Genomic DNA, 23,311 nt, shown 5'->3' on the forward strand with positions numbered 1-23,311 from the left:
CCCTCGGAATGGGGTGAGAACTTTCGCGGCTTTTAGGCCGCGAAAGCCTCGTCGAGGAAGGCCTGCAATTGAGCCGTATGCTTGGACATGAGGCCGGTCGCGGTGGCCGCGGAGGCGGGGCGGCCCACATAGCGCGGGCGATCCACCTTGGAGCCGGCCGTCTTGAGCACCCATTCGAGATAGGGCTCGACGAACATCCAGGAGCCCATGTTCTTGGGCTCTTCCTGGCACCACACCACGTCGGCTTTCTTGAAGCGGGACAGCTCGGCGGCCACGGACTTGGCCGGGAACGGGTAGAGCTGCTCGACGCGCAGCAGGTAGACATCGTCGATGCCCCGCTTCTCGCGCTCTTCGAGCAGGTCGTAATAGACCTTGCCCGTGCAGATCACCACGCGCCGGATCTTGTCGTCCTTCACCAGCTTGAAGCCCTCGCGTCCGGCTTGCGCATCGTCCTGCAGCACGCGGTGGAAATGCGTTCCCTCCGCGATGTCCGCGAGGCTCGACGTGCAGCGCTTGTGGCGCAGCAGGGACTTCGGCGTCATCAGGATCAGCGGCTTGCGGAAGTCGCGTTTCAGCTGACGGCGCAGGATGTGGAAGTAGTTCGACGGCGTCGAGCAGTAACCGACCTGCATGTTGTCCTCGGCGCACATCTGCAGCCAGCGCTCGAGGCGGGCGGAGGAGTGCTCCGGACCCTGGCCCTCGTAGCCGTGCGGCAGCAGGCACACGAGGCCCGACATGCGCAGCCACTTGCGCTCGCCGCTGGAGATGAACTGGTCGAACACCACCTGGGCGCCGTTGGCGAAGTCGCCGAACTGCGCTTCCCACAGGGTCAGGGCGTTGGGCTCGGACAGGGTGTAGCCGTATTCGAAGCCGAGCACCGCCTCTTCCGACAGCATCGAGTTGATGACCTCGTAGCGGGCCTGGTTCTCGCTGATGTGGTTGAGGTTGGTGTAGCGCTCCTCGTTTTCCTGGTCGGTAAGAACCGAGTGGCGTTGCGAGAAGGTGCCGCGCTCCACGTCCTGGCCGGAGAGGCGCACGCGGTGGCCTTCGAGCAGGAGCGAACCGAAGGCGAGCGCCTCGGCCATGGCCCAATCGAGTCCCTCGCCCGTCTCCAGCATCTTCTTGCGGTTGTCGAGGAAGCGCTGGATCGTGCGGTGGAGGTGGAAGCCTTCCGGAATCGTCGTGAGGGCCTTGCCGATCTGCCGCAGGGTCTCGACCGACACGCCGGTCTGGCCGCGACGCGGATCGTCCTGATCCTCGCGCACCGCCTTGAGGCCCGACCAGCGCCCGTCGAGCCAATCGGCCTTGTTGGGCTTGTAGTTGGACGCGATGTCGAACTCCGCATCGAGCTTGGAGCGCCAGCTCGACTTCATCTCCTCGACCTCGGCCTCGGTGATGATGCCCTCGTCCATGAGCTTCTTGGAGTAGAGCTCGACGATCGCCGGATGCGACCGGATCTTGCGGTACATGAGCGGCTGGGTGAAGGCCGGCTCGTCGCCCTCGTTGTGGCCGAAGCGGCGGTAGCAGAACATGTCGATGACGACGGGCTTCTGGAAGCGCTGGCGATACTCGGCCGCCACCTTGGCGGCGAACACGACGGCTTCCGGGTCATCGCCGTTCACGTGGAAGATCGGCGCCTCGACCATCTTCGCCACGTCGGACGGATAGGGCGAGGAGCGCGAGAAGCGCGGATCGGTGGTGAAGCCGATCTGGTTGTTGATGATGAAGTGGATCGAGCCGCCGGTGCGGTGACCGCGCAGCCCCGAGAGCCCGAGGCATTCCGCCACCACGCCCTGACCGGCGAAGGCCGCGTCGCCGTGGATGAGGAGCGGCATCACGGCCGTGCGATTGTCGGGCGAGCAGCCATGTTGGTCCTGCTTGGCGCGAACCTTGCCGAGCACCACGGGGTCGACGATCTCAAGGTGCGAGGGATTGGCGGTCAGCGACAGGTGGACGTTGTTGCCGTCGAAGGTGCGGTCCGAGGAAGCGCCGAGGTGGTACTTCACGTCGCCTGAGCCTTCCACGTCGTCGGGCGCGAAGGAGCCGCCCTTGAACTCGTGGAACAGCGCCCGGTGCGGCTTGCCCATCACCTGGGTGAGCACGTTGAGACGGCCGCGATGGGCCATGCCGAACACGATCTCCTGCACGCCGAGATTGCCGCCGCGCTTGATGATCTGCTCGAGCGCCGGGATGAGCGACTCGCCCCCGTCGAGACCGAAGCGCTTGGTGCCGGTATAGCGGACGTCCAGGAACTTCTCGAAGCCTTCCGCCTCGACGAGCTTGTTGAGGATGGCGCGCTTGCCTTCCGTGGTGAAGGTGATTTCCTTATCGGGACCTTCGATGCGCTCCTGGATCCAGGCCTTCTCGACCGGGTCGGAGATGTGCATGAACTCGACGCCGAGCGTCTGGCAATAGGTGCGCTCCAGGATCGCGACGATCTCGCGGATCGTACCGAATTCCAGGCCGAGCACGTTATCGAGGAAGATCTTGCGGTCCCAGTCGGCTTCCGTGAAGCCGTAATGGGACGGGTGCAGTTCCTGGTCGTTCGGCCGCGGATTGATGCCGAGCGGATCGAGCTTCGCATGCAGGTGGCCGCGCACGCGATAGGCGCGGATCAGCATGATGGCGCGAATGGAATCGCGGGTCGCCTGCTGCACGTCGATCTGGCTGATCTCGACGCCCTTGTCTTGAGCCTTCGCCTTGATCTTGTCGCCGACCGCCTTCTCGACCTGGACCCAATTGCCGTCGAGGGCGGAGATCAGCTCGCCGTTGGCGTGGATCGGCCAGTTCTGCTTTTCCCAGGAGGGACCGTTGGCCGCCTTCTCGACAGCCTGCTTGTCATCCCTCAAGGCGCCGAAGAAGGCCTGCCACTCGGCATCGACCGAGCCGGGATCCTTCTCGTAGCGGGCCTGGAGCTCCTCGATATAGGATGCGTTGGCCCCATAGAGGAAAGCGGTGTTCAGGAAGTTTTCGTTGGCGTCTTGGCGTGCCATGGCAACCTACAATCCAAAAAGCTGTTTGGCCGCCCCATCGTCGGGGCGGCCTGTTCGTTATCGACCCTTGAGAACCTCGACCAGGGTCTTGCCGAGGCGCGCCGGCGACGGCGACACGCGGATGCCCGCGGCCTCCATGGCGGCAATCTTGTCCTCGGCGCCGCCCTTGCCGCCGGAGATGATCGCACCGGCGTGGCCCATGCGGCGTCCGGGAGGAGCCGTGCGGCCGGCGATGAAGCCGACCATCGGCTTCTTGCGGCCCTTCTTGGCCTCGCGGGCGATGAACTCGGCCGCCTCTTCCTCGGCCGAGCCGCCGATCTCGCCGATCATGACGATCGACTCGGTCTTGGGATCGGACAGGAACATGTCGAGCATCTCGATGAACTCGGTGCCCTTCACCGGATCGCCGCCGATGCCGACCGCCGTCGTCTGGCCGAGGCCTTCATTGGTGGTCTGGAACACGGCCTCGTAGGTGAGCGTGCCGGAGCGCGACACGATGCCGACGGAGCCCGGCTTGAAGATGTTGGCCGGCATGATGCCGATCTTCGACTCGCCCGCCGTGACGATGCCGGGGCAGTTCGGGCCGATGAGGCGCGACTTGGAGCCTTCGAGCGCCCGCTTCACGCGCACCATGTCGAGCACCGGAATGCCTTCCGTGATGCAGACGATGAGCGGGATCTCGGCCTGGATCGCCTCGCAGATGGCGTCCGCCGCACCCGGCGGCGGAACGTACACGACCGAGGCATCGGCGCCGGTCGCTTCGCGCGCTTCCATGACCGTGTCGAACACGGGCAGGTTCAGGTGCGTGGAGCCGCCTTTGCCGGGCGAGGTGCCGCCGACCATCTTGGTGCCGTAGGCGATGGCCTGCTCGGAATGGAAGGTCCCGTTCTTGCCGGTGAAGCCCTGGCAGATGACCTTGGTGTTCTTGTCGATGAGGATGGACATGGGTTTAGGGCGTCTTTCTTATAGAGGGTCTCAGGCGGACGAGATAAGTGTTCTCACTCATATGCTGTGACTCATCGAGTACGATGTAATCCCACGGCTGTTGATCGAGCGACCATTCGAGGGAGCCCTGCCCAGGACCCTCTTTTCCAAAAGAGTATCTGACATTTTCAGATACTGGACGGATAGGCTGGGGCAAACTCCGCATAGCGCGAAGCCGTGCCTCAGATTTCGCTCTCTTCATGCCTGGTTCGCTGACCCAGCACTTTTCGACAGGATGACCTTGGATCAGACTTGATAAATGGGATGTGTCTGCCTTGAACCACGTGATGTGGAAGGCCGAAGCCCGATGCAACGGCGGCTGAAGTCCTGTCTTAACCTCTGCTTTCGAGAAAACTGAACTTATCTCGCCAGTAGATGTCGTGACGATCTTCCAACCCTTCGCTTCGGCAAAATTGCGCATCGACTCCGAGAACGAACCGGATGTCATACACACGGCTTGGAAAACGCTCACGAGGTCATCCTTCTCAGCCGCGTGAGCGGCTGAGAGTCCGGCGATCATGCCAGCGATGACCAGGAGCGTCTTCATCGTCAGGCCTTGCGAACCGCGTTCACGATCTTCTGGGCGGCGTCGTCGAGGTCGTCCGCCGGGATCACGTTGAGGCCGGATTGGCGGATGATCTGCTTGCCCTCTTCCACGTTGGTGCCCTCGAGGCGCACCACCAGTGGAACCTGGAGGCCGACCGTCTTCACGGCCGCGATCACGCCGCGGGCGATGACGTCGCACTTCATGATGCCGCCGAAGATGTTGACGAGGATGCCCTTCACGTTGGGATCGGCCGTGATGATCTTGAACGCCGCCGTCACCTTCTCTTCCGACGCGCCGCCGCCGACATCGAGGAAGTTTGCCGGCTCTTCGCCGTAGAGCTTGATGATGTCGAGCGTCGCCATGGCGAGGCCGGCGCCGTTGACCATGCAGCCGATGGTGCCGTCGAGCGCGATATAGGCGAGGTCGTACTTGGAGGCCTCGATTTCCTTCTCGTCCTCTTCCGTGATGTCGCGCAGCGCGACGATATCGGGGTGACGGTAGAGGGCGTTACCGTCGAAGGAGATCTTGGCGTCGAGGCACTTGAGGTGACCGTCCTTGGTGACGATCAGCGGGTTGATCTCCAGCATCTCCATGTCCTTCGCGATGAAGGCCGTGTAGAGCTTGGTCACCAGATCCTCGGCTTCCTTGGCGAGCGGACCCTTCAGGCCCAGCGCCTTGGCGACCGTGCGGCCATGGTGAGGCATCACGCCGGTGGCCGGATCGACCGAGAAGGTCAGGATCTTCTCAGGGGTGTCGTGCGCGACCTGCTCGATATCCATGCCGCCTTCCGTCGACACGACGAAAGCGACCTGGCCCGTGGCGCGGTCGACGAGCATGGAGAGGTAGAGCTCGGTGTCGATGTCGGAGCCGTCCTCGATGTAAAGGCGGTTGACCTGCTTGCCGGCCTCGCCCGTCTGGATCGTCACCAGGGTGTTGCCGAGCATCTGCTTGGCAAATTCCTTGACCTCTTCGACGGATTTGGCGAGGCGCACGCCGCCCTTCTCCCCGGCGGCCGCTTCCTTGAACTTGCCCTTGCCGCGGCCGCCCGCGTGGATCTGGGACTTCACGACCCAGAGCGGACCGCCGAGTTCCTTGGCGGCGGCTTCCGCCTCGTCGGCGGAGAAGATGGCCTTGCCGCGGGAGACAGGCAGGCCGAATTCCTTCAGGACCGCTTTGCCTTGATATTCATGGATGTTCATTCGTTTCTCTCCGCGTCAGCGGTTGAAGACGTGCATGGCCGGAGCAAGTCCGGCCATGACGTTCGAGGATTAAGCGAGGGTCGAGTTGATCTGCTTGCAGGCGTCCACGAGACCTTGCACCGAGGCGACGGACTTCTCGAACATGGCCTTCTCGTCGGCCGAGAACTCGACCTCGACGATACGCTCGACGCCGTTCTCGCCGATCACGATCGGAACGCCCACGAACATGTCCTTCACACCGTACTGGCCGTTGAGATAGGCCGCGCAGGGCAGGACGCGCTTCTTGTCCTTCAGGTAGCTCTCGGCCATGGCGATGGCGGAAGCAGCCGGGGCGTAGAAGGCGGAGCCGGTCTTGAGCAGGTTGACGATCTCGCCGCCGCCTTTACGGGTGCGCTCGACCATGGCGTCGAGCTTGCCTTGAGAGGTCCAGCCCATCTTCACGAGGTCGGGCAGCGGAACGCCGGCAACCGTGGAATAGCGCACGAGCGGCACCATGTCGTCGCCGTGGCCGCCGAGCACGAAGGCGGTCACGTCCTCGACCGACACGTTGAACTCTTCGGCCAGGAAATGGCGGAAGCGGGCCGAGTCCAGCACGCCGGCCATGCCGACGATCTTGTTCTGCGGCAAACCGGAGAATTTCTGGAGCGCCCACACCATGGCGTCGAGCGGGTTGGTGATGCAGATGACGAAGGCGTTCGGGGCGTATTGCTTGATGCCGCCTCCGACCGCTTCCATGACCTTCAGGTTGATGCCGATCAGGTCGTCCCGGCTCATGCCGGGCTTGCGCGGCACGCCGGCGGTCACGATGATCACGTCGGCGCCCTCGATGGCCGCGTAGTCGTTCGCGCCCTTGTACTTGGCGTCGAACCCGTCGACCGGCGCGGATTCGGCAATGTCGAGACCTTTGCCCTGGGGGATGCCTTCCGCGATGTCGAAGAGAACGACGTCGCCGAGTTCCTTCAAGCCGACGAGATGGGCGAGGGTTCCGCCGATCTGGCCTGCACCGATGAGCGCGATCTTTTTCCGAGCCATGGTCTGTCCTTGGGTTTGGCACGAGCCTTTTTGAGGTGGCGCTGTTTGCCATGAGAGATGGGCCGCCATCAAGCGACCAAAAGGTTAACAGGCGGGCCTTTCCGTCGCGGGGAAAGTCTCGACAAGCTTAACGGTTCTAAAATACTTTGCTTTTACAGCGGCTTGAAACGTCAGAAGGGCGCTGCATTTTTCTGTTACAAATTCAATATTTTGTAACTGACGTTACACACTACCGTTCGCCAGGGCCCTCAAAATGACCCGGATCATGGTGGCGAGACGCTGGTCGAGGATATCCTGAGGCACCTCCGCGTCGAGCCGAACGGTCAGGGGATTGATGAAGCGATAGACGGAATCCGTCACGAAGGCGTGGGCTTTCTCCCGGTCACGGGGGTCGAACTTGGCGGTCGCGATCCCTTCGTCCAGCACCCGGTCGATCAGCAGGCGCATCCGGGACCGGTGCTTGCGGATGAGGGGGCGGGAGGTTTCCGTCGCCGAACAATAGACATCGAAGAGATGCTTGTCTTCCTTCAGGAGATCCCGGTGGATCCGGGCCCAGGCTTGGATCAGGCGCTCCAGCTTGTCGTCGGCGGGATCGGGGGAATCCGCGATGTCCGCGATGGTCGCCTCCATCCGCCGCAGCCATTGCCCGGCGACCGCATCGATGAGGGCCGCCTTGTTGGCGAAGTAGCGGTAGACATTGGCATGGGTCATCCCGGCCGCATCGGCGATGCCGACCACGGTGATGTGCTTGGGCCCGAATTCCTTGAGCTGATCGGCCGCGATCGTGAGAAGCCGGGTGTCGGCCGGAGCGGCCTCCGCGATCCTCAGCGATCCCCCGAGCGGCCGCTTCATGTCTCGGCAAGCCCCGTCGTGCTGCCCGAAGCTTCAGAATCCGAGCGCCCATGCGGGAGGGACAGGTATTCCTCGGACCGCATCTCGATCAGGCGCGACACCGTACGGTCGAACTCGAACGCTTCGCGGCCGCTGTCGGCGCGATAGAGCTCGTGCACCTCGGCCTCGGCGGAGGCGAGCAGCTTTACATGGGCGTCGTAGAGGGCGTCGATGAGCAGGATGAAGCGCTTCGCCTCGTTGCGCCGCTCGAAGGACATAATGGGAATGTTTTCGAGAACAACCGTGTGGAATTCTTCGGCCACAGCCAGATAATCGGCGGCGCCCAGGGGTTTGGAACAGAGATCCTCGAAGGAAAAGCGCGCCACGCCGCCGGCCGCCTGGGGCACCTCGACGGGATGCCCCTTGACCGTCAGGGTCACGGGCTTGCCGCCCTCGCGGCCCGTCAGGCTCTTGAAGGCGCGGGTCAGCGCAAGGTGGGCATGGTGGTCGGCCGGCGTATAGAAGACCGGGCTGCCGGCAAGCTTTTCCAACCGGAAATCCGTGCGGGAGTCGAGCTTCACCACCGCCATCCGCTCCTGCAGCAGCCCGAGGAAGGGCAGGAAGAGCGAACGGTTGAGGCCGCCCTCGTAGAGCCGGTCCGGTTCCACGTTGGAGGTGGCGACCACCACCACTCCATGGGCGAAGAGCGCCGTGAACAGGCGCCCCAGGATCATGGCATCGGCGATGTCCGTGACGGTGAACTCGTCGAAGCACAGCACCCAGGCCTCGTGGGCCAAAGCCTCCGCCACGGGCGCGATGGGATCGTCACCCGTGACCTCGCCGCTTTTCAGCTTCTGCCGATACTCGTGGATGCGCCCATGCACATCGGCCATGAAGGCGTGAAAGTGGACCCGGCGCTTGCGCCGCACGGGCAGCGCCTCGAAGAACAGATCCATCAGCATGGTCTTGCCGCGGCCGACCGAGCCCCAGACGTAAAGGCCTTTGGGCGTCTCCGTGCTCTTCTTGCCGAACAGCCATCCGAGGGCGCTGGGCTTGCGGGCGAGGCGTTGGTTGGCAAGGCTCCCGGCAAGGGCATCGAGCCGCTTGAGCAGGGCGACCTGCGCCGGATCGCGCTCGATGGCGCCCGAAGTGACCAGGGCTTGATAGCGGGCCGTGATGGATTGAGGCGAGGAGAAGGACGTGTCGTTCACGGGATGACCGATACCCCTCCCCGCCTTGGAGCGCAAACGTCTTGAGGGTGGAGACGTTGAAAAAACGGCCAGCCCTCGAAGTTTGGCCGACCATTCGCCTGCACCGTCATCACCGGCCTTGTGCCGGTGATCCCGATTGATTCATGGGCCGCGCCTCTCCTTATCGAGATGGCCGGGACAAGCCCGGCCATGACGGGGAGGTTCGTTTACTAAAATCAGGCGTGTCCCGTCGCTGGCCTCACCGCGTCAGGCTGAGCGGCGCGCCGGACTTGGCGAGAACGCCGCTGAGCGACGAGGAGGAGCCGCGCAGGCGCGCCGTCACCGAACCGCCGGTCTGGTAGAGGTAGACCTCGCCGTCGCGGTAATCCCAGGCATTGACCTTGGACAGGTCCTGGTTGGAGCAGCCGGACGCGGAAGCGCGGTAGAGGTCGAGAGCCGGGGTGCTCGAGAGCTGGACCCGGCAGGAGCCGCCGGAGATCTGGACGCTCCAGTTGCCCACCATGGCGGTGCGGTTCGTCGGCGCCGGGGCGGGAGCGGGCGCAGCGGCCGGGCCGCCGATGGTCGGCGGCGGAGGCGCGGGCGGCAGGCCGGCGATCTCGGTCCCGCCGGCCGGGGGAGCGGTCATCTCGGGAGCGATGGGCGCGCCGGCGATGGGCGGGAGCGGAGATGCCTCGACCGGTCCGGACGGGACGGCTTCGACGGGCGGAGCCTCCGTGATCGGTGCGGCCGTAGCGCCGCGAATCGGCGGTCCGCCGAGGCGGGTCGAGGAGCACGCGCCGAGCGCCAGGGCGGAGCAGATTACAGCAGTGGTCAGCCACAGCGGCTTCGTCATCTTGGTCCTCGCATGCATGGACGTCCGTTCAGACGGGTTTTCTCGTGGACTAGGCTACAAGGAGGAATATGAACCCAGGCCAACATTGTTCCGGCTTCGACATATGGGATAGCGCGCAACAAAAAAAGGCGCCTGAGGCGCCTTTTCGTGAAGTTGTTGCAAGGATGCGTCATCGACGTGACGTCAGACGACCCGCGCGACCATCATCTTCTTGACCTCGGCGATGGCTTTGGCCGGGTTGAGGCCCTTGGGGCAGGTGTTGGCGCAGTTCATGATCGTGTGGCAGCGATAGAGCCGGAACGGATCATGCAGGTTGTTGAGGCGCTCGCCGGTGTTCTCGTCGCGGCTGTCGATCAGCCAGCGATAGGCCTGGAGCAGGGCTGCCGGACCGAGGAACCGGTCGCCGTTCCACCAATAGCTCGGGCAGGAGGTGGTGCAGCAGGCGCAGAGAATGCACTCGTAGAGGCCATCGAGCTTGGAGCGCTCCTCCGGCGTCTGCCGCCACTCGGTCTCCGGCGCGGGCGTCTCCGTCTGGAGCCATGGCTCGACGGAGGCGTGCTGGGCGAAGAAGCTCGTCAGGTCCGGCACCAGGTCCTTCAGCACCGGCATGTGCGGCAGCGGATAGATCTTGATGGAATCCGACGCGCAATCGTCGATACCGAGCGTACAGGCGAGCGTGTTGCCGCCCATGATGTTCATGGCACAGGAGCCGCAGATGCCTTCGCGGCAGGAGCGGCGGAAGACCAGTGTCGAGTCGACGTTGTTCTTGATCCACAACAGCGCGTCGAGCACCATCGGGCCGCAATCGTCCCGATCGACGTAATAGGTGTCGATGCGCGGGTTCTGCCCGTCGTCCGGGTTCCAGCGGTAGATGCGGAATTCCTGGACGTTGGTGGCCCCGGCCGGCTTCGGCCAGGACTTGCCTTCGGTGTACTTGGAGTTTTTCGGGAGGGTGAATTGGGCCATCTCAGAGTCTCATCAAGTGAGGCATTGGTTGGTTTCTGGCGTGTGTGAACTCATTGGGGACACTCCAGAACGTCGGAATTTTTTGAGACCTGTGGGTTTTGGCATTGCTGCTCATATGTCCCACTGGCTGAGCAATTTGAGAGAACGAGGCGATCAGGTTGCGCTTCGATATCAAAGGTGCAGACTTCTACATCTTTACCAATCCAAGCCTCTCCCCGCTGACCACGCATAGTCAGAACATTGCGTCGCACAGAGTAGCGACCGTCCGTACTAAAACCTTCCGGATAGCGCCCGAGCCAGTATTGCGTACTGCTCATAAGGGGCCTCTTTCCGAAGCAGAGTATATAGACGGTTCTACTACTCTCCTTTTTTTTGTCTCTCGTCCAACACCCTGCGAGATCAAGCTTAGAGGAGCTAGGAGCAGCCATGAGTGGCATGGTTGTTCCTAGCATGATTGCTAAACTCACTCTCAGGATGCGCGCGATCATCAATACACGCGAGCCTTCGGCTCGATATACTGGATGTCGTTCGACATGGTGTAGGTGTGCACCGGACGGTAATCGAGGGTCACCTTGTGGGAGGTGTCGTCGAGCCACGCCAGCGTGTGCTTCATCCAGTTCTTGTCGTCGCGCTCGGTGAAGTCCTCGCGGGCATGGGCGCCGCGGGATTCCTGGCGGTTCGCCGCGCCTTCCATGGTGACCACGGCTTGTCCGATCAGGTTGTCGAACTCCAGCGTCTCGAGGAGATCGGTGTTCCAGATCAGCGAACGGTCCGTGACCTTGATGTCGGCGGAGGCGCTCCACACGTCGTGGATCAGCTTCCTGCCTTCTTCCAGAACCTCGCCGGTGCGGAACACCGCGCAGTTGTTCTGCATGGTCTTCTGCATCTGGAGACGCAGCTCCGCGGTCGAGGTCGAGCCGTTGGCATAGCGGAACTTGTCGAGACGCGAGAGCGCGAGCTCGTCGGCGTTCTTCGGCAGGTCCGCGTGGCGGGCGTTCGGCTCCAGGATTTCGGCGCAGCGCAGGCCCGCCGCGCGGCCGAACACCACGAGGTCGATGAGCGAGTTCGAGCCGAGGCGGTTCGCGCCGTGCACGGACACGCAGGCCGCTTCGCCGAGCGCCATCAGGCCCGGCACCACCGTGTCGGGGTTGCCGTTCTTCAGGGTCAGCACTTCGCCGTGATAGTTCGTCGGGATGCCGCCCATGTTGTAGTGGACGGTCGGCAGGACCGGGATCGGCTCCTTGGTCACGTCCACGCCCGCGAAGATCTTCGCGCTTTCCGAGATGCCGGGCAGGCGCTCGTGCAGAATCTTCGGGTCGAGGTGGTCGAGGTGGAGATAGATGTGGTCCTTGTTCTTGCCGACGCCGCGTCCGGCGCGGATCTCCATGGTCATCGCGCGCGAGACCACGTCACGGGAGGCAAGGTCCTTGGCGGACGGGGCATAGCGCTCCATGAAGCGCTCGCCTTCCGAGTTGGTGAGGTAACCGCCCTCGCCGCGCGCTCCCTCGGTGATGAGGCAGCCCGAGCCGTAGATTCCGGTCGGGTGGAACTGCACGAATTCCATGTCCTGCAGCGGCAGGCCGGCGCGCAGCACCATGGCGTTGCCGTCGCCCGTGCAGGTATGCGCAGAGGTCGCCGAGAAGTACGCGCGTCCGTAGCCGCCGGTGGCGAGGATCGTCATGTGGGCACGGAAGCGGTGGATCTCGCCGGTGGACTGGTTGAGGGCCACGACGCCGACGCAGCGGCCGTCGGAATCCATCATCAGGTCGAGGGCGAAATACTCGATGAAGAAGTTGGTCTGGTTCTTCACCGCCTGGCCGTAGAGCGTGTGCAGGATCGCGTGGCCTGTGCGGTCGGCGGCAGCACACGTGCGCTGCGCGGTGCCCTTGCCGAAATCGGTCGTCATGCCGCCGAAGGGACGCTGGTAGATCTTGCCCTCGGCCGTGCGGGAGAAGGGAACGCCCCAGTGCTCCAGCTCGTAGACGGCGGCGGGCGCGTTGCGCACGAGATACTCGATGGCGTCCTGGTCGCCGAGCCAGTCCGACCCCTTCACGGTGTCGTACATGTGCCAGCGCCAATCGTCCGGCCCCATGTTGCCGAGCGAGGCGGAGATGCCGCCCTGGGCCGCCACCGTGTGCGAGCGGGTCGGGAACACCTTGGTGATGCAGGCGGTGCGAAGCCCCGCCTGCGAGCAGCCGACGGTGGCGCGAAGACCCGCGCCGCCCGCGCCCACGATCACCACGTCGAAGGTGTGGTCGATGATGGTGTAGGCCTTGCCGTTGACGGCGGCGCCGTTCGTTGCTTGAGCCATGTGTGAATTCCTTAAAGCAAGATGCGGCCGAGGCTGACCTTGAGGATGGCGTAGAGGCAAGCCACCCCGACGATCACGGCGTAGAAGTTGTTCGCGATGACGGCCGCGATCTTCGGGCCCTTGTCGTGGACGTAATCCTCGATGACGATCTGCATGCCGAGCCGCATGTGGTTCATGACCGAGACCACCGCGAGGATCAGGATGATCGCCACCAGCGGGTGCGAGATGACTGCGATGGCCTCCTGGTAGGACGGGGATTGTGCCAGCGCCGCGACGATGATCACGAAGGAGATGATGAGGGGAACGTTCGACACCGCCGTGAGGCGGTGGAGCCACCAATGCTCGACCCCATGCCCGGAAGCGCCGAGGCCCTTCACGCGGGCGAGCGGGGTGCGCATGGAAACGCGGGTATCAGCCCTGTTGTCGGCCATGGATCCTGCTCCTTAGAAGGCGATGAAGGCGACGACCCAGATCGCCAGCGTGAGCGCGACCGAGCCGACGAGGGTGAAGCGGGCCATGTTGATGCGCTGCTCCGGCTCCATGCCGTAGCCGAAATCCCACACCAGGTGGCGCACGCCGCCCAGCATGTGGTGCATCAGGATCCAGGTATAGGCGAACAGGATCAGGTACCCGAGGGGCGAGCCGAAGAACCATTGCACGGCGTCGAAAGCCGACGGCCCGGAGGCCAGGGCCACGAGCCAGATGGCGAACAGCGCGATGCCGCCATAGAGGGCGATGCCCGTGATGCGGTGGGCGACGGACATCGCCATCGTCCAGCTCCACCGGTAAATCTGAAGATGCGGGGACAGGGGCCGCGGGGCCACTTTCGCCTCAGCCATGGTGTTCACTCCTGATCGGCGACGTCGGCCGCCCGTAGTTTGGAACGGTTCGTAATGGAAGCGCGGCAACACCGCAATGCGCCTTCCGCCTGATGCGCGGCAGGAGACACACTTCGTCGGCCGCGAAGTTTGCTATAGGGTCGCTTATCGCACAATTTTTAATTATTCTTATCTCCCTTCGCGGTTGACGAAGGAAACCTATGCAATTCGATCTGACGGACCTGAGCCTCTTCCGCCATGTGGTCGAGGCGGGCAGCATCACCCACGGGGCCGAGCGGGCCCATCTGGCGCTGGCGGCGGCAAGCACCCGCATCCGCAACATGGAAAAGTCCCTCGGTGCCCCCCTGCTCCTGCGAACCCGCGTGGGGGTGACCCCGACGCCTGCCGGCCGGACCCTGCTCCAGCATGCCCGCGCTCTCCTAGCGGGGGCCGAGCGCCTGCGCGAGGACCTGGGCACCTATACGGGCGGGCTGACGGGCCAGATCCGGATCCTCTCCAACACCAATGCCCTCACGGAGTTCCTGCCCGAGGCCCTCGGCGCCTTCCTGGCCGAGCATCCGCACGTCTCCATCGACCTGGAGGAGCGGCTGAGCGACGAGATCGTCGGCCTGATCGCCGAAGGGGTCGGCGATCTCGGCATCGTGGCCGGCACCGTCGATACGGGCCGCCTGGAGACCTATCCGTTCCGCAGCGACCGCTTCGTGCTCGTGGTGCCCAAGGGTCACCCCCTCGCGGCCCGCGCCAGTATCCCGTTCGCCGAGGTGCTGGAGCACGATTTCGTCGGCCTCGACCGGGCGAGCGCCCTGCAGCGCTTCCTCGCCGGCAAGGCGACCCGCACCGGCAAGCCCATTCGCCTGCGGGTGCAGCTGCGCAGTTTCGATGCGGTCTGCCGCATGGTGGAGTCCGGCGTGGGCTTGGGCATCGTGCCCGAAACCACCGCCCGCCGCGCCGCCCGCACCACGGCCATCGTGCCGGTCGAGCTGGAAGATCCATGGGCTGCCCGCGACCTCACCCTCTGCATCCGCTCCCTGAAGGACCTCCCGCCCTCTGCACGGCAACTGGTGGAGCATTTGCGCAAGGAAGCGTGACCGATCACACAATTGGGAATTCACACCCTCCCGCCTGCCTTCAAAACGCCGTGAGCAGGGAATGATTCTCCTGTCAGGATTGTCTCTGGAACCGTCCGTCGCGAACAAGGACGGTCTCGATCCACCAAGGAGGAAAAACAATGCACACCATGAATGGCGGCTGGCTCGTTGCCGCAATCGGGCTGCTTGCCCTCGCTCCCACGGGTGCCGCTCAGGCACAGAGCGCCCAGGACACCACGTTCTTCGTCACTAGCGTCGGCTCCGGCAAGGGCGCGGATCTGGGCGGGCTCGAAGGAGCGGACCGGCATTGCCAGTCCTTGGCCGAAGCCGCCGGCATTCGCGGGAAGATCTGGCGGGCTTATCTCTCGACTCAAGGCTCGGGCGGCGGCACGGCCGTCAACGCCAAGGACCGGATCGGGCGCGGGCCCTGGCAGAACGCCAAGGGCGTGGTGATCGCCAAGGACGTGGCGGACCTGCATGGCGCCAGCAACAATCTCACCAAGCAGACGGCCCTGACCGAGAAGGGAGATCCGGTGAAGGGCCGGGGCGACCAGCCGAATGAGCACGACATGCTGACCGGCTCTCAACCAGACGGTACGGCCTTCGCGGGCAACCAGGACATGACCTGCGGCAACTGGACGAAGAGCGGCGCGGAAGGAACCGCCATGCTCGGACATCACGACCGCACGGGCCTGGACGAGTCGCCGCCGGCCAAGTCCTGGAACTCGTCCCACGCCTCGCGCGGCGGCTGCAGCCAGGACGCCCTGAAGAGCACCGGCGGCGCGGGGCTCTTCTACTGCTTCGCGGCGAACTGATCTAAGCGGTGGCGCAGCGTGCGGGCCCGAGGGTCCGCACAATGCTTCACGTCTCTCGCTTTTCGCATCTTTTCACGCAGAACCGGTTCCCACTTCTGCGTCCGATGCTTAGTGCCTGAAATGCCGGTAGCCGGTGAACACCATGGCGAGGCCGGCCTCGTCGGCGGCCTTGATGACCTCGTCGTCGCGCATGGAGCCGCCGGGCTGGATCACCGCGGTGGCGCCGGCCTCGGCCGCAGCGAGAAGGCCGTCCGCGAAGGGGAAGAAGGCGTCGGAGGCGACGACCGAACCCTTCGCGAGGGTCTCAGGGATGCCCGCGGCCCTGGCCGCCTCGGCGGCCTTCCAGGCGGCGATGCGGGAGGAATCGACCCGGCTCATCTGGCCGGCACCGACGCCGACCGTCGCGAGATCCCTGGCATAGACGATGGCGTTCGACTTCACGTGCTTGGCGACCCGGAAGGCGAAGCGCAGGTCTTCCAGCTCCCGATCGGTGGGGGCACGCTTCGTCACCACCTTGAGGTCCATGGCGTCGACCACCGCGTTGTCCCGGTTCTGGGCCAGGAAGCCGCCCGCGACCGTGCGCAGGGTCAGGCCCTCAGTACGCGGATCGGGCAGGCTGCCGGCCAGCAGCAGGCGCAGGTTCTTCTTGGCCGCCACGATACTGAGCGCCTCCTCGGTCGCGTCGGGCGCGATGATCACCTCGGTGAAGATCTCGGTGATGGCCTTCGCGGCCTCCGCGTCGAGCGGCCGGTTCATGGCCACGATGCCGCCGAAGGCCGAGACCGGATCGCAGCGCAGGGCCTTCTCGTAGGCTTCGCGCAGGGAAGCACCTTCCGCGACGCCGCAGGGATTGGCGTGCTTGACGATCACGATGGCGGCGGAGCGCTCAGGCGCAAATTCCGCGACCGCTTCGTAAGCGGCATCGGTATCGTTGATGTTGTTGTAGGAGAGCTGCTTGCCCTGCACCTGGCGGGCGGTGGCGACGCCCGGGCGCTGTTCCGGCGTGCGGTAGAAGGCGGCGCTCTGGTGCGGGTTCTCGCCGTAGCGCAGGACTTCCGCGATGGAGCCGCCGAGCGCCCGGAAGGGCGGCGTCTCCTCGCCGATCTCGGCGGCGAACCAGTTGGAGATCGCCGCATCGTAGGCGGCCGTGCGGGCATAGGCCTTCTGAGCGAGGCGGCGGCGCAGGGTCAGGGTGACGGAGCCTTCATGCTGGGCGAGATCATCCAGCACGGAGGCGTAATCGGCGCCGTCCACCACCACGGCCACGTCGCCGTGGTTCTTGGCCGCCGCGCGGATCATGGCCGGGCCGCCGATATCGATGTTCTCGATGCAATCATCATAGGGCTTGCCGGCCGCGACCGTCGCCTCGAACGGATAGAGGTTCACCACCAGGAGGTCGATGGGCTGAATGCCGTGCGCGAGCATGGACGCCTGATGCTCGGGGTTCGCCCGGATGCCGAGCAGGCCACCGTGAACCGACGGATGCAGCGTCTTCACGCGTCCGTCCATCATCTCGGGAAAGCCCGTGAGCTCGCTCACGTCCTTCACGGGCAGGCCCGCCTCGCTCAAGGCCTTGTGCGTGCCGCCGGTGGACACCAGCTCGATGCCGCGCTCGGAGAGCGCACGGGCGAAGTCCACGAGACCCGTCTTGTCGGATACGGAAAGCAGAGCACGGGACACGCGCTTGAGGTCGCTCGGCATGGCGGCCGCTCCATTCAAGGAAAAAGATGCGGGCGCGATACCACGGCTGCCTAAGGATGGGAACCTGCCGCGCCCGCATGGCCGCCTTACCGCCGATGCCGCGCCTCCGGCACGGTGCCGCGACAGGCCAAGGCCACGGCCGCGAAGGATCGTGGCCCATCAGGCTCGCCTGCCTCGTAGGCTGCGCGCAGCCCGCGCTCGAAGGCCGTGCGCCTCTCGGCGTCGAGCCGGGTCACATATTGTCCGAGCGGTCCTTCGCCATCCGCGATGGGGCGCCAGAAATCCTCGAAGGCCTGAAAGTCCATACGGATTATCAGCGGGGTCTCGGTGACATCGGCAAGGCCGACCCTGGTCCAGAGTTCTTTCATCTGGCCGGGTCGCGTCAGCGGCTTGAAATAGTTTTCGCCGCGGATCTTCGCCGCCGAAGGATCCAGAGCCGCTGCGGTATCCCAGAACATGCGCTGGACCGGCATGCCGCCGAAGCTGTCCCAGACGGCGGCCGCCACGGTTCCGCCAGCCTTCGTCACCCGGCGCATCTCGCGCAGGGCCTGCTCCGATTCCGGAACGAAATGGAGAACCAGGAGAGCGAGCGTCCGGTCGAATCCGCCGTCATCGAAGGCAAGGTCGCAGACATCCCCCTGGGCGATGGCGATCCGCGGGTCGGAGTTCCGCTGCCGGGCGGCTTCCACATAGACTTCGGAAAAATCGATCGCATCGATGCGGCCCACATCGGCGACACGGGACATCGTGAAGGTCAGGCTCCCCGTCCCACACCCGACATCGAGCACCCGCTCGCCCGCTTCCAGCCCCGCGAATTCGAGGAACGGCCGGGCCAGCCTCCGGCTCCAGCGCCCCATGAGCTGTTCGTAGGCATCGGCACTCTTCGCATGGAACTTGGAGGACATGATCGGCTCCAATCGCAACGAGGGATCGGAACGCAACACCGCCGGATCATACCAGATCCACGGTGTGCCGTTCAGTCATCTTTGGAGCGGCGCGGAGGGCGAGAATCCGAAACCGGCTATCGGCCGAGCGTCTTGTTCATATAGACCGTCGTCCCGCCCATGAAGGGCTCGCGGTGGACAATGCGGTATCCGGTCTTCTTGTAGAGAGCCACATTGGCCTCGAAAGCCGCATTGGTCAGGAGCCGGATCTCATCCCGTCCCGCTTCGACGGCTCGGTGCTCGGCATGGGCCAGCAGGAGCCGTCCCAGACCCTGGCCCTGCGCGTCGGGCCGAACCGCGATGTTCTCAATCCAGAGATGGTCTTCGCGCAGCATTGTCTCGATCAGCCCCACCACTTGGGCATCGATCGACATCAGGTCGATTTGGTGCTCCCGCACGGCCTGCTCGTAGTCGGCGTTCATGGGCCTTGGTTCCCGACCGATCACGGGAATCCAGCGAGCGTAAGCGGCGCATACGACATCGCGGATGGTGTCGGCATCTTCGGTCAGCGCGGGGCGAAATTCCACCGGATGATGGGATGACATGGGGATCTCCCGGATATCACAAAAGAAAACCCGCCGACCGGACAGGTGGGCGGGGTGGTGGAGCATCGAGAAAGGTGGAGAAGTTCAGGTTCTCACGGCTCTCGCTTTCTCGGATGCGACGCGTCATCCCGCACGGCTAGCCGAGGCTGACGTCGTTCTGCTGCGGTCGAGAAGCGTGAGTTCATGACACGATAATCGCCAAGATATATCATAGCTGTCAATCGGGAATTTCCATGCCCTCTTCAAAGGGACACTCTCAGATCAGCTCCGGCCCCTGCTCGGTCGGCTGCTCCGCGCTGTAGCTTCGCGCCAGGCGTTCGAAGCGCCAGCGCACGGAGGGCATTTCGCCGGGGCGGACGGTGAGCACGATCTGCTCCGTGCGGCGCATGCCCTCGGCGGTGGCGAGGAACACGCTGTCCTCCAGTTCCGCTTCGACCGGAGCGGCCGAGAACTGCCAGGCCTCGCGGTTCGGCAGCACCAGCATCACCACGCGGCCGTTCTGCGCGCGGCTTGCCCTGACGCCGGGAGCGAGATGGAAGCGGATCACGGCCTGCGCCGTCCCGGCCTGACCTCCCTCGCTCCAGAAATTGTCCTCGCCCTCCAGCACGTTGCCCTTGGGCGCGAGCTGCCAGCGCCGCTCGTGGGTGATGCCGAAGCGGGCCTTGTAGCCGTCGTGGCTGGCGCCGAGAATCTGGACGTGCTCGCGCTCGCTGCGCTCCGCATTCACCCGCTCGGGCCCGCCGAGGACCACGGGGCCGATGCGGCGCAGGATCCAGGCGGACATCCGGCGCTGCAGCCAGTTCCCCTTCTTGTCGACGATCTGGCACGACGAGATGTCGTCGATGGACGCGGTTGAATGCGCCACCGTCGAGCGCGAGGCCTGGATGATCGGGTCGCCCGCGATATAGGGCGTCCCGCAATTGACCACGATGCGCTGCGCGGCGCTCGAGAACTCGAAGGACAGGCAGCCGGCGCCCGCATCCTGCGAGAGCGGGCGCGGCGGCGGTGCGCCCACATCGGCCACGACCAGGGTGCGCCCGGCCTCCAGCCGCTCGTAGCCGGAATGGGGCGCGTGGTGGATCGGCTGGCTGCGCATGTCGTCATAGGTGAGCAAGGTCGCCAGATGGTCGGCGGCCGTCACGCCCATGCCGTTGAAATGGGAGAGCGTACCGTCCCCGTGCCGGAACAGGCGCACCATCGGGAGCATCCGGTCGACCGCATGGAGCAGGGCGTCGGGCGTATCGACCTCGCGGCTGGCGAACATCTGGCGCAGGGGCAGGAGATCGAACAGGAGATCGACCATGATGCGCGGGTTGCGGCTCACATGTCCGCCATCGGCCAGGATCTGCCGTTCGAGCTCGCGGGCGAGCAGTCGGCTTGCGCGGCGCAGGTTCCGGTCGAGGCCCTCGCAGCACAGGCCCGCATAGCAGAGCGCGATGGCCGCCATGAGCTGCTGGAAAGGCAGGGCGCCCGCGCGGACCTGGCGCTCCAGGGTACGGACATGCTGGCCGATGAGCTTCAGGAAACGCTGGTAGAAGGCGTGATCGGCGCCTTCCAGGATCAGCGGCGACTGGCTGATGAAGGACATGAGCCGGCGCGCGGTAATTTCCGTGCTGCAGGCGATGCGCCTGTCCCCGAGCTTGGAGGTGACGAACTCGTCCACCAGGGAGCGGGCATTGGCCTGGGCGAGCGCCGTGCCGGCGGCCCGCAGGTGGCGCAGCCAGCCGAAGCCGTAGAGCGCCTGGCCCCAGGCGCGGCTCGGCGGCGCGAACGCAAAGGGCGAGCGCCCGCCGGTGGTGATGGCGCGGCCGGAAAAGGCGAAGAACCCGGAATAGATGTCCGTCGCGATGGTGGGATCGGCCGTGCGCAGGTCCTGGGGGGCAAAGAGCAGGCGCGTGGGCACGGGCGCGCTGGAGAGCCGGGACAGGCTCCAGACCGCGCTTTCGCGCATGGCACGGCCCGCCTCGCGAAGGCCAAGCCTGTACAATCGCCAGCCATCCGGCCCGAAATCCACCCGTGGCGCTCCCCGTGTTCGCTCAAATCTCAGCCAACTTAGGTGAGGAGTTCCTGCTGACCGGTTAACAACAGGTAAGGGATCGTTCACCCTGTCGACGAACCCTTGTGCACAAACCGTGCGACAAAGAAGCCGTCGAGGCCGCTGCGGTCATGGTCCGCAAGCGCCAGCTGGCTCGGCAGGGTGCGAAGATCGCCCTGCGGCGTGATGCACTCCGACAGGCCGCCGATCTCGTCCGGCGTGACGGGCTTGCGGGTGAATTCGGGTTGGCGGGCGAGGAAGGCCTCCGCCTGACGCTCGCCTTCCTCGGCTTCGAGCGAACAGGTGCAATAGACCAGCCGTCCGCCGGGTTTCAGCAGGTTCGCCGCCTTGTCGAGCAGGCGGGACTGAAGCCCCGAGAGCTTGCGGATATCCTCCTCGGACTTCGTCCAGGCCACGTCCGGATGGCGCCGGATGGTGCCGGTGGCCGAGCACGGGGCATCGAGCAGAATGGCGTCGAAGGGCTCTGCGTCGAGCTTTTCCGCATCGAGCGCGCGGGTCTCGGCCTTGAGATGCAGGCGGGCGAGGTTCTCCTCCAGCCGCTGCAGCCGCTTCGCCGAGCGGTCGACGGCGAGCACCTCGGCGCCGGCGGCGGCCAGTTGCGCGGTCTTGCCCCCGGGCGCGGCGCAGAGATCGGCGATGCGCTCGCCGGGCTTCGCCTGGAGCAGGCGGGCCGGGAGGGCCGCGGCCGCATCCTGCACCCACCATTCGCCATCCTCGAAGCCGGGCAGGTCGCGGATGGCGGTGCGCTCCTTGAGGCGGATGCTGCCGGTGGGCAGGAGAACGCCGCCGAGCCGCTCGGCCCAGGCCTCCGGCTCGCTCTTCACCGTCAGGTCCACGGAAGCGAGCGACCGGTGCGCTTCGGCGATCTTCGTCGCCAGCGTCTCGCCGTATTGCGCGATCCAGCGCTCCTCCAGCCAGGTGGGCGTATCGAGCCAGGGATCGTTCTCATCGAGGATCTGCTCGCGCTCGCGGGCGACCCGGCGCAGGACGGCGTTGATGAACCCGCCAGCGTGATGGAGCTTGGGATCACCCTGGGCGAGTTCGACGGCGCTGTCGACGGCTGCATGGTCCGGAACGTCGAGGAACAGGATCTGCGCCGCCCCGATGGCGAGGAGGTGCATCAGGCGCTCGTCCTTGGGCGGCTTGTTGAGCCGCTCGCTCAAGGCACGCCCGAGGGTGCCGAGGCGCCGGAAGGTCACGATGGCGATGGCGCGGGCGAGCGCCTCGTCACGGGCGGAGAGGTTTTCCGCCCGTGACAGTTCCTCCATGACGTCGTCGAGCGGCACGCGCCGCTTCAGGGTCTCCGTTACGGCCATCCAGGCCAGGCGGCGGGGCCCGAGGCCCGCCTGTTCGCTCAATTGATCCAAAATCTTAACCCCAAGGCCCGCGGCGTGTGCCGGCCGGGCCGCCGCTCGGGCCCCTGACGGAACCCCACGGACTCGATGAACTTTGCGCGAAGAAGCCGGGCGGCTGCGCCGACGCGCCCATCTCCTGCGCCAAAGCGTGCAGGGCCGCAATCCGGTTTTCCGTCGCGGGATGGGTCGAGAACAGGTTGTCCACCCCTTGGCCCGAGAGCGGGTTGATGATGAAGAGCGAGGCGGTGGCGGGACGGCGCTCCGCGTCCGGGTTCGGAATATGCGCCACGCCGCCTGCGATGCGGGCCAGCGCCGAGGCGAGCGACAGGGGCTGGCCGCAGATCTCAGCGCCCATCCGGTCGGCGTCGTATTCCCGCGAGCGGCTGATTGCCATCTGGATGATCATGGCGGCGAGCGGCGCCAGGAGGGCGGTGCCGATCATCACGATCGGGTTCGGCCGGTTCTCGCCCCGGCCGCCGAAGAGAAAGCCGAACTGCGCCAGGGTCGCGATGGCGCCGGCGATGGTCGCGCTCACGGTCATGATGAGCGTGTCGCGGTTCTTGATATGGGCAAGCTCGTGCGCCATCACGCCCGCCACCTCGTCGTGGGAGAGCATGTGGAGGAGGCCCGTGGTGGCGGCGACCGCCGCGTTCTCCGGGTTGCGCCCGGTGGCGAAGGCGTTGGGCTGCGGATTGTCGATGAGATAGACCCGCGGCATGGGCAGGCCCGCGCGCCGGCTGAGATCGCGCACCATCCGGACGAGCTCCGGCGCGGTGCGCTCGTCGACCTCGACGGCGTTATGGGCGGCGAGCGCCAGCCGATCCGAGTTCCAATAGGCGAAGAGGTTCGTGGCCAGGCCGAACCCCAGCGCGATCATCATGCCGGTGCCGCCGCCCAGGAAATAGCCGACAACGCCGAACAGGGCCATCAGGCCCGCCAGCAGCATTCCGGTCTTGACGGTGTTCATCGGGGTCTCCACCTCGTGGTCAGCACGAAATCCATCCTTTCGCCCTATGTGGGAACGGTCCAGCTCCCTCCCAAGAGGAAGATCTGGCATAAGGC

General features: G+C 65.2%; 20 protein-coding genes. 2 read left to right on the top strand and 18 right to left on the bottom strand.

Going from position 1 to position 23,311, the window contains the following annotated elements; translation table 11 throughout:
- Positions 1-32 precede the first annotated feature (32 nt).
- From AB4097_RS00930 to sdhC, 12 genes are all read right to left on the bottom strand, one after another.
- Positions 33-2,993 carry a 2-oxoglutarate dehydrogenase E1 component gene (locus AB4097_RS00930; protein WP_442036324.1) on the bottom strand — a complete coding sequence of 987 codons (2,961 nt, stop codon included), beginning with the start codon at positions 2,991-2,993 and terminating at the stop codon, positions 33-35.
- A 57-nt stretch (positions 2,994-3,050) separates the two neighbouring features.
- The gene (gene sucD, locus AB4097_RS00935) at positions 3,051-3,938 is read right to left on the bottom strand and encodes a succinate--CoA ligase subunit alpha (RefSeq protein ID WP_442036326.1); all 888 of its coding nucleotides are present in this window, start codon (positions 3,936-3,938) and stop codon (positions 3,051-3,053) included.
- Positions 3,939-3,942: 4 nt separating this feature from the next.
- Positions 3,943-4,524 (bottom strand): hypothetical protein, encoded by a 582-nt coding sequence (locus AB4097_RS00940; protein ID WP_442036328.1) that lies wholly within the window; start codon positions 4,522-4,524, stop codon positions 3,943-3,945.
- Positions 4,525-4,526: 2 nt separating this feature from the next.
- Entirely contained in the window at positions 4,527-5,723 is a 1,197-nt protein-coding gene (gene sucC, locus AB4097_RS00945) for an ADP-forming succinate--CoA ligase subunit beta (RefSeq protein WP_442036330.1), read from the bottom strand.
- A gap of 69 nt (positions 5,724-5,792) precedes the next feature.
- Positions 5,793-6,755, bottom strand: a complete 963-nt coding sequence (gene mdh, locus AB4097_RS00950; protein ID WP_442036332.1) for a malate dehydrogenase — start codon at positions 6,753-6,755, stop codon at positions 5,793-5,795.
- Positions 6,756-6,977: 222 nt separating this feature from the next.
- Positions 6,978-7,607 (bottom strand): TetR/AcrR family transcriptional regulator, encoded by a 630-nt coding sequence (locus AB4097_RS00955; protein ID WP_442036334.1) that lies wholly within the window; start codon positions 7,605-7,607, stop codon positions 6,978-6,980.
- Positions 7,604-8,797 (bottom strand): cell division protein ZapE, encoded by a 1,194-nt coding sequence (gene zapE / locus AB4097_RS00960; RefSeq protein ID WP_442036335.1) that lies wholly within the window; start codon positions 8,795-8,797, stop codon positions 7,604-7,606. The genes AB4097_RS00955 and zapE overlap by 4 nt, the downstream gene beginning before the upstream one ends.
- Before the next feature lie 238 nt (positions 8,798-9,035).
- Positions 9,036-9,629, bottom strand: coding sequence for an AprI/Inh family metalloprotease inhibitor (locus tag AB4097_RS00965; protein ID WP_442036336.1), 594 nt, complete (start codon positions 9,627-9,629; stop codon positions 9,036-9,038).
- Between the two features lie 183 nt (positions 9,630-9,812).
- Entirely contained in the window at positions 9,813-10,595 is a 783-nt protein-coding gene (locus AB4097_RS00970) for a succinate dehydrogenase iron-sulfur subunit (RefSeq protein WP_442036338.1), read from the bottom strand.
- A 487-nt stretch (positions 10,596-11,082) separates the two neighbouring features.
- Positions 11,083-12,906 carry a succinate dehydrogenase flavoprotein subunit gene (gene sdhA / locus AB4097_RS00975; RefSeq protein ID WP_442036340.1) on the bottom strand — a complete coding sequence of 608 codons (1,824 nt, stop codon included), beginning with the start codon at positions 12,904-12,906 and terminating at the stop codon, positions 11,083-11,085.
- Between the two features lie 11 nt (positions 12,907-12,917).
- A complete protein-coding gene (sdhD, locus tag AB4097_RS00980) occupies positions 12,918-13,337 on the bottom strand; it encodes a succinate dehydrogenase, hydrophobic membrane anchor protein (protein ID WP_442036342.1) in 420 nt (139 codons plus the stop codon).
- Between the two features lie 12 nt (positions 13,338-13,349).
- The gene (sdhC, locus tag AB4097_RS00985; protein ID WP_442036344.1) at positions 13,350-13,745 is read right to left on the bottom strand and encodes a succinate dehydrogenase, cytochrome b556 subunit; all 396 of its coding nucleotides are present in this window, start codon (positions 13,743-13,745) and stop codon (positions 13,350-13,352) included.
- A 200-nt stretch (positions 13,746-13,945) separates the two neighbouring features.
- On the opposite strand from sdhC, the gene AB4097_RS00990 reads away from it, so the two are divergent.
- Together AB4097_RS00990 and AB4097_RS00995 are read left to right on the top strand one after the other, a co-directional pair.
- The gene (locus AB4097_RS00990) at positions 13,946-14,833 is read left to right on the top strand and encodes a LysR substrate-binding domain-containing protein (protein WP_442036346.1); all 888 of its coding nucleotides are present in this window, start codon (positions 13,946-13,948) and stop codon (positions 14,831-14,833) included.
- A gap of 140 nt (positions 14,834-14,973) precedes the next feature.
- Complete coding sequence (locus AB4097_RS00995) at positions 14,974-15,648, top strand: hypothetical protein (protein ID WP_442036348.1); 675 nt, start codon at positions 14,974-14,976, stop codon at positions 15,646-15,648.
- A 108-nt stretch (positions 15,649-15,756) separates the two neighbouring features.
- On the opposite strand, the gene purH is transcribed toward AB4097_RS00995, so the two are convergent.
- From purH to htpX, 6 genes are all read right to left on the bottom strand, one after another.
- Entirely contained in the window at positions 15,757-17,349 is a 1,593-nt protein-coding gene (purH, locus tag AB4097_RS01000) for a bifunctional phosphoribosylaminoimidazolecarboxamide formyltransferase/IMP cyclohydrolase (RefSeq protein ID WP_442036350.1), read from the bottom strand.
- A gap of 86 nt (positions 17,350-17,435) precedes the next feature.
- Positions 17,436-18,254, bottom strand: a complete 819-nt coding sequence (locus AB4097_RS01005) for a class I SAM-dependent methyltransferase (RefSeq protein ID WP_442036352.1) — start codon at positions 18,252-18,254, stop codon at positions 17,436-17,438.
- Positions 18,255-18,370: 116 nt separating this feature from the next.
- Positions 18,371-18,838, bottom strand: a complete 468-nt coding sequence (locus tag AB4097_RS01010) for a GNAT family N-acetyltransferase (protein ID WP_442036354.1) — start codon at positions 18,836-18,838, stop codon at positions 18,371-18,373.
- 256 nt (positions 18,839-19,094) lie between these two features.
- Entirely contained in the window at positions 19,095-20,852 is a 1,758-nt protein-coding gene (locus AB4097_RS01015; protein ID WP_442036356.1) for a heparinase II/III family protein, read from the bottom strand.
- 86 nt (positions 20,853-20,938) lie between these two features.
- Entirely contained in the window at positions 20,939-22,252 is a 1,314-nt protein-coding gene (gene rsmB / locus AB4097_RS01020; protein ID WP_442036358.1) for a 16S rRNA (cytosine(967)-C(5))-methyltransferase RsmB, read from the bottom strand.
- 13 nt (positions 22,253-22,265) lie between these two features.
- Positions 22,266-23,216, bottom strand: a complete 951-nt coding sequence (gene htpX, locus AB4097_RS01025) for a zinc metalloprotease HtpX (protein WP_442036360.1) — start codon at positions 23,214-23,216, stop codon at positions 22,266-22,268.
- Positions 23,217-23,311 lie beyond the last annotated feature (95 nt).

Origin of the sequence: Microvirga sp. 2MCAF35 (assembly GCF_052115545.1) — a bacterium.
In the GTDB taxonomy this organism is placed as follows: domain Bacteria; phylum Pseudomonadota; class Alphaproteobacteria; order Rhizobiales; family Beijerinckiaceae; genus Microvirga.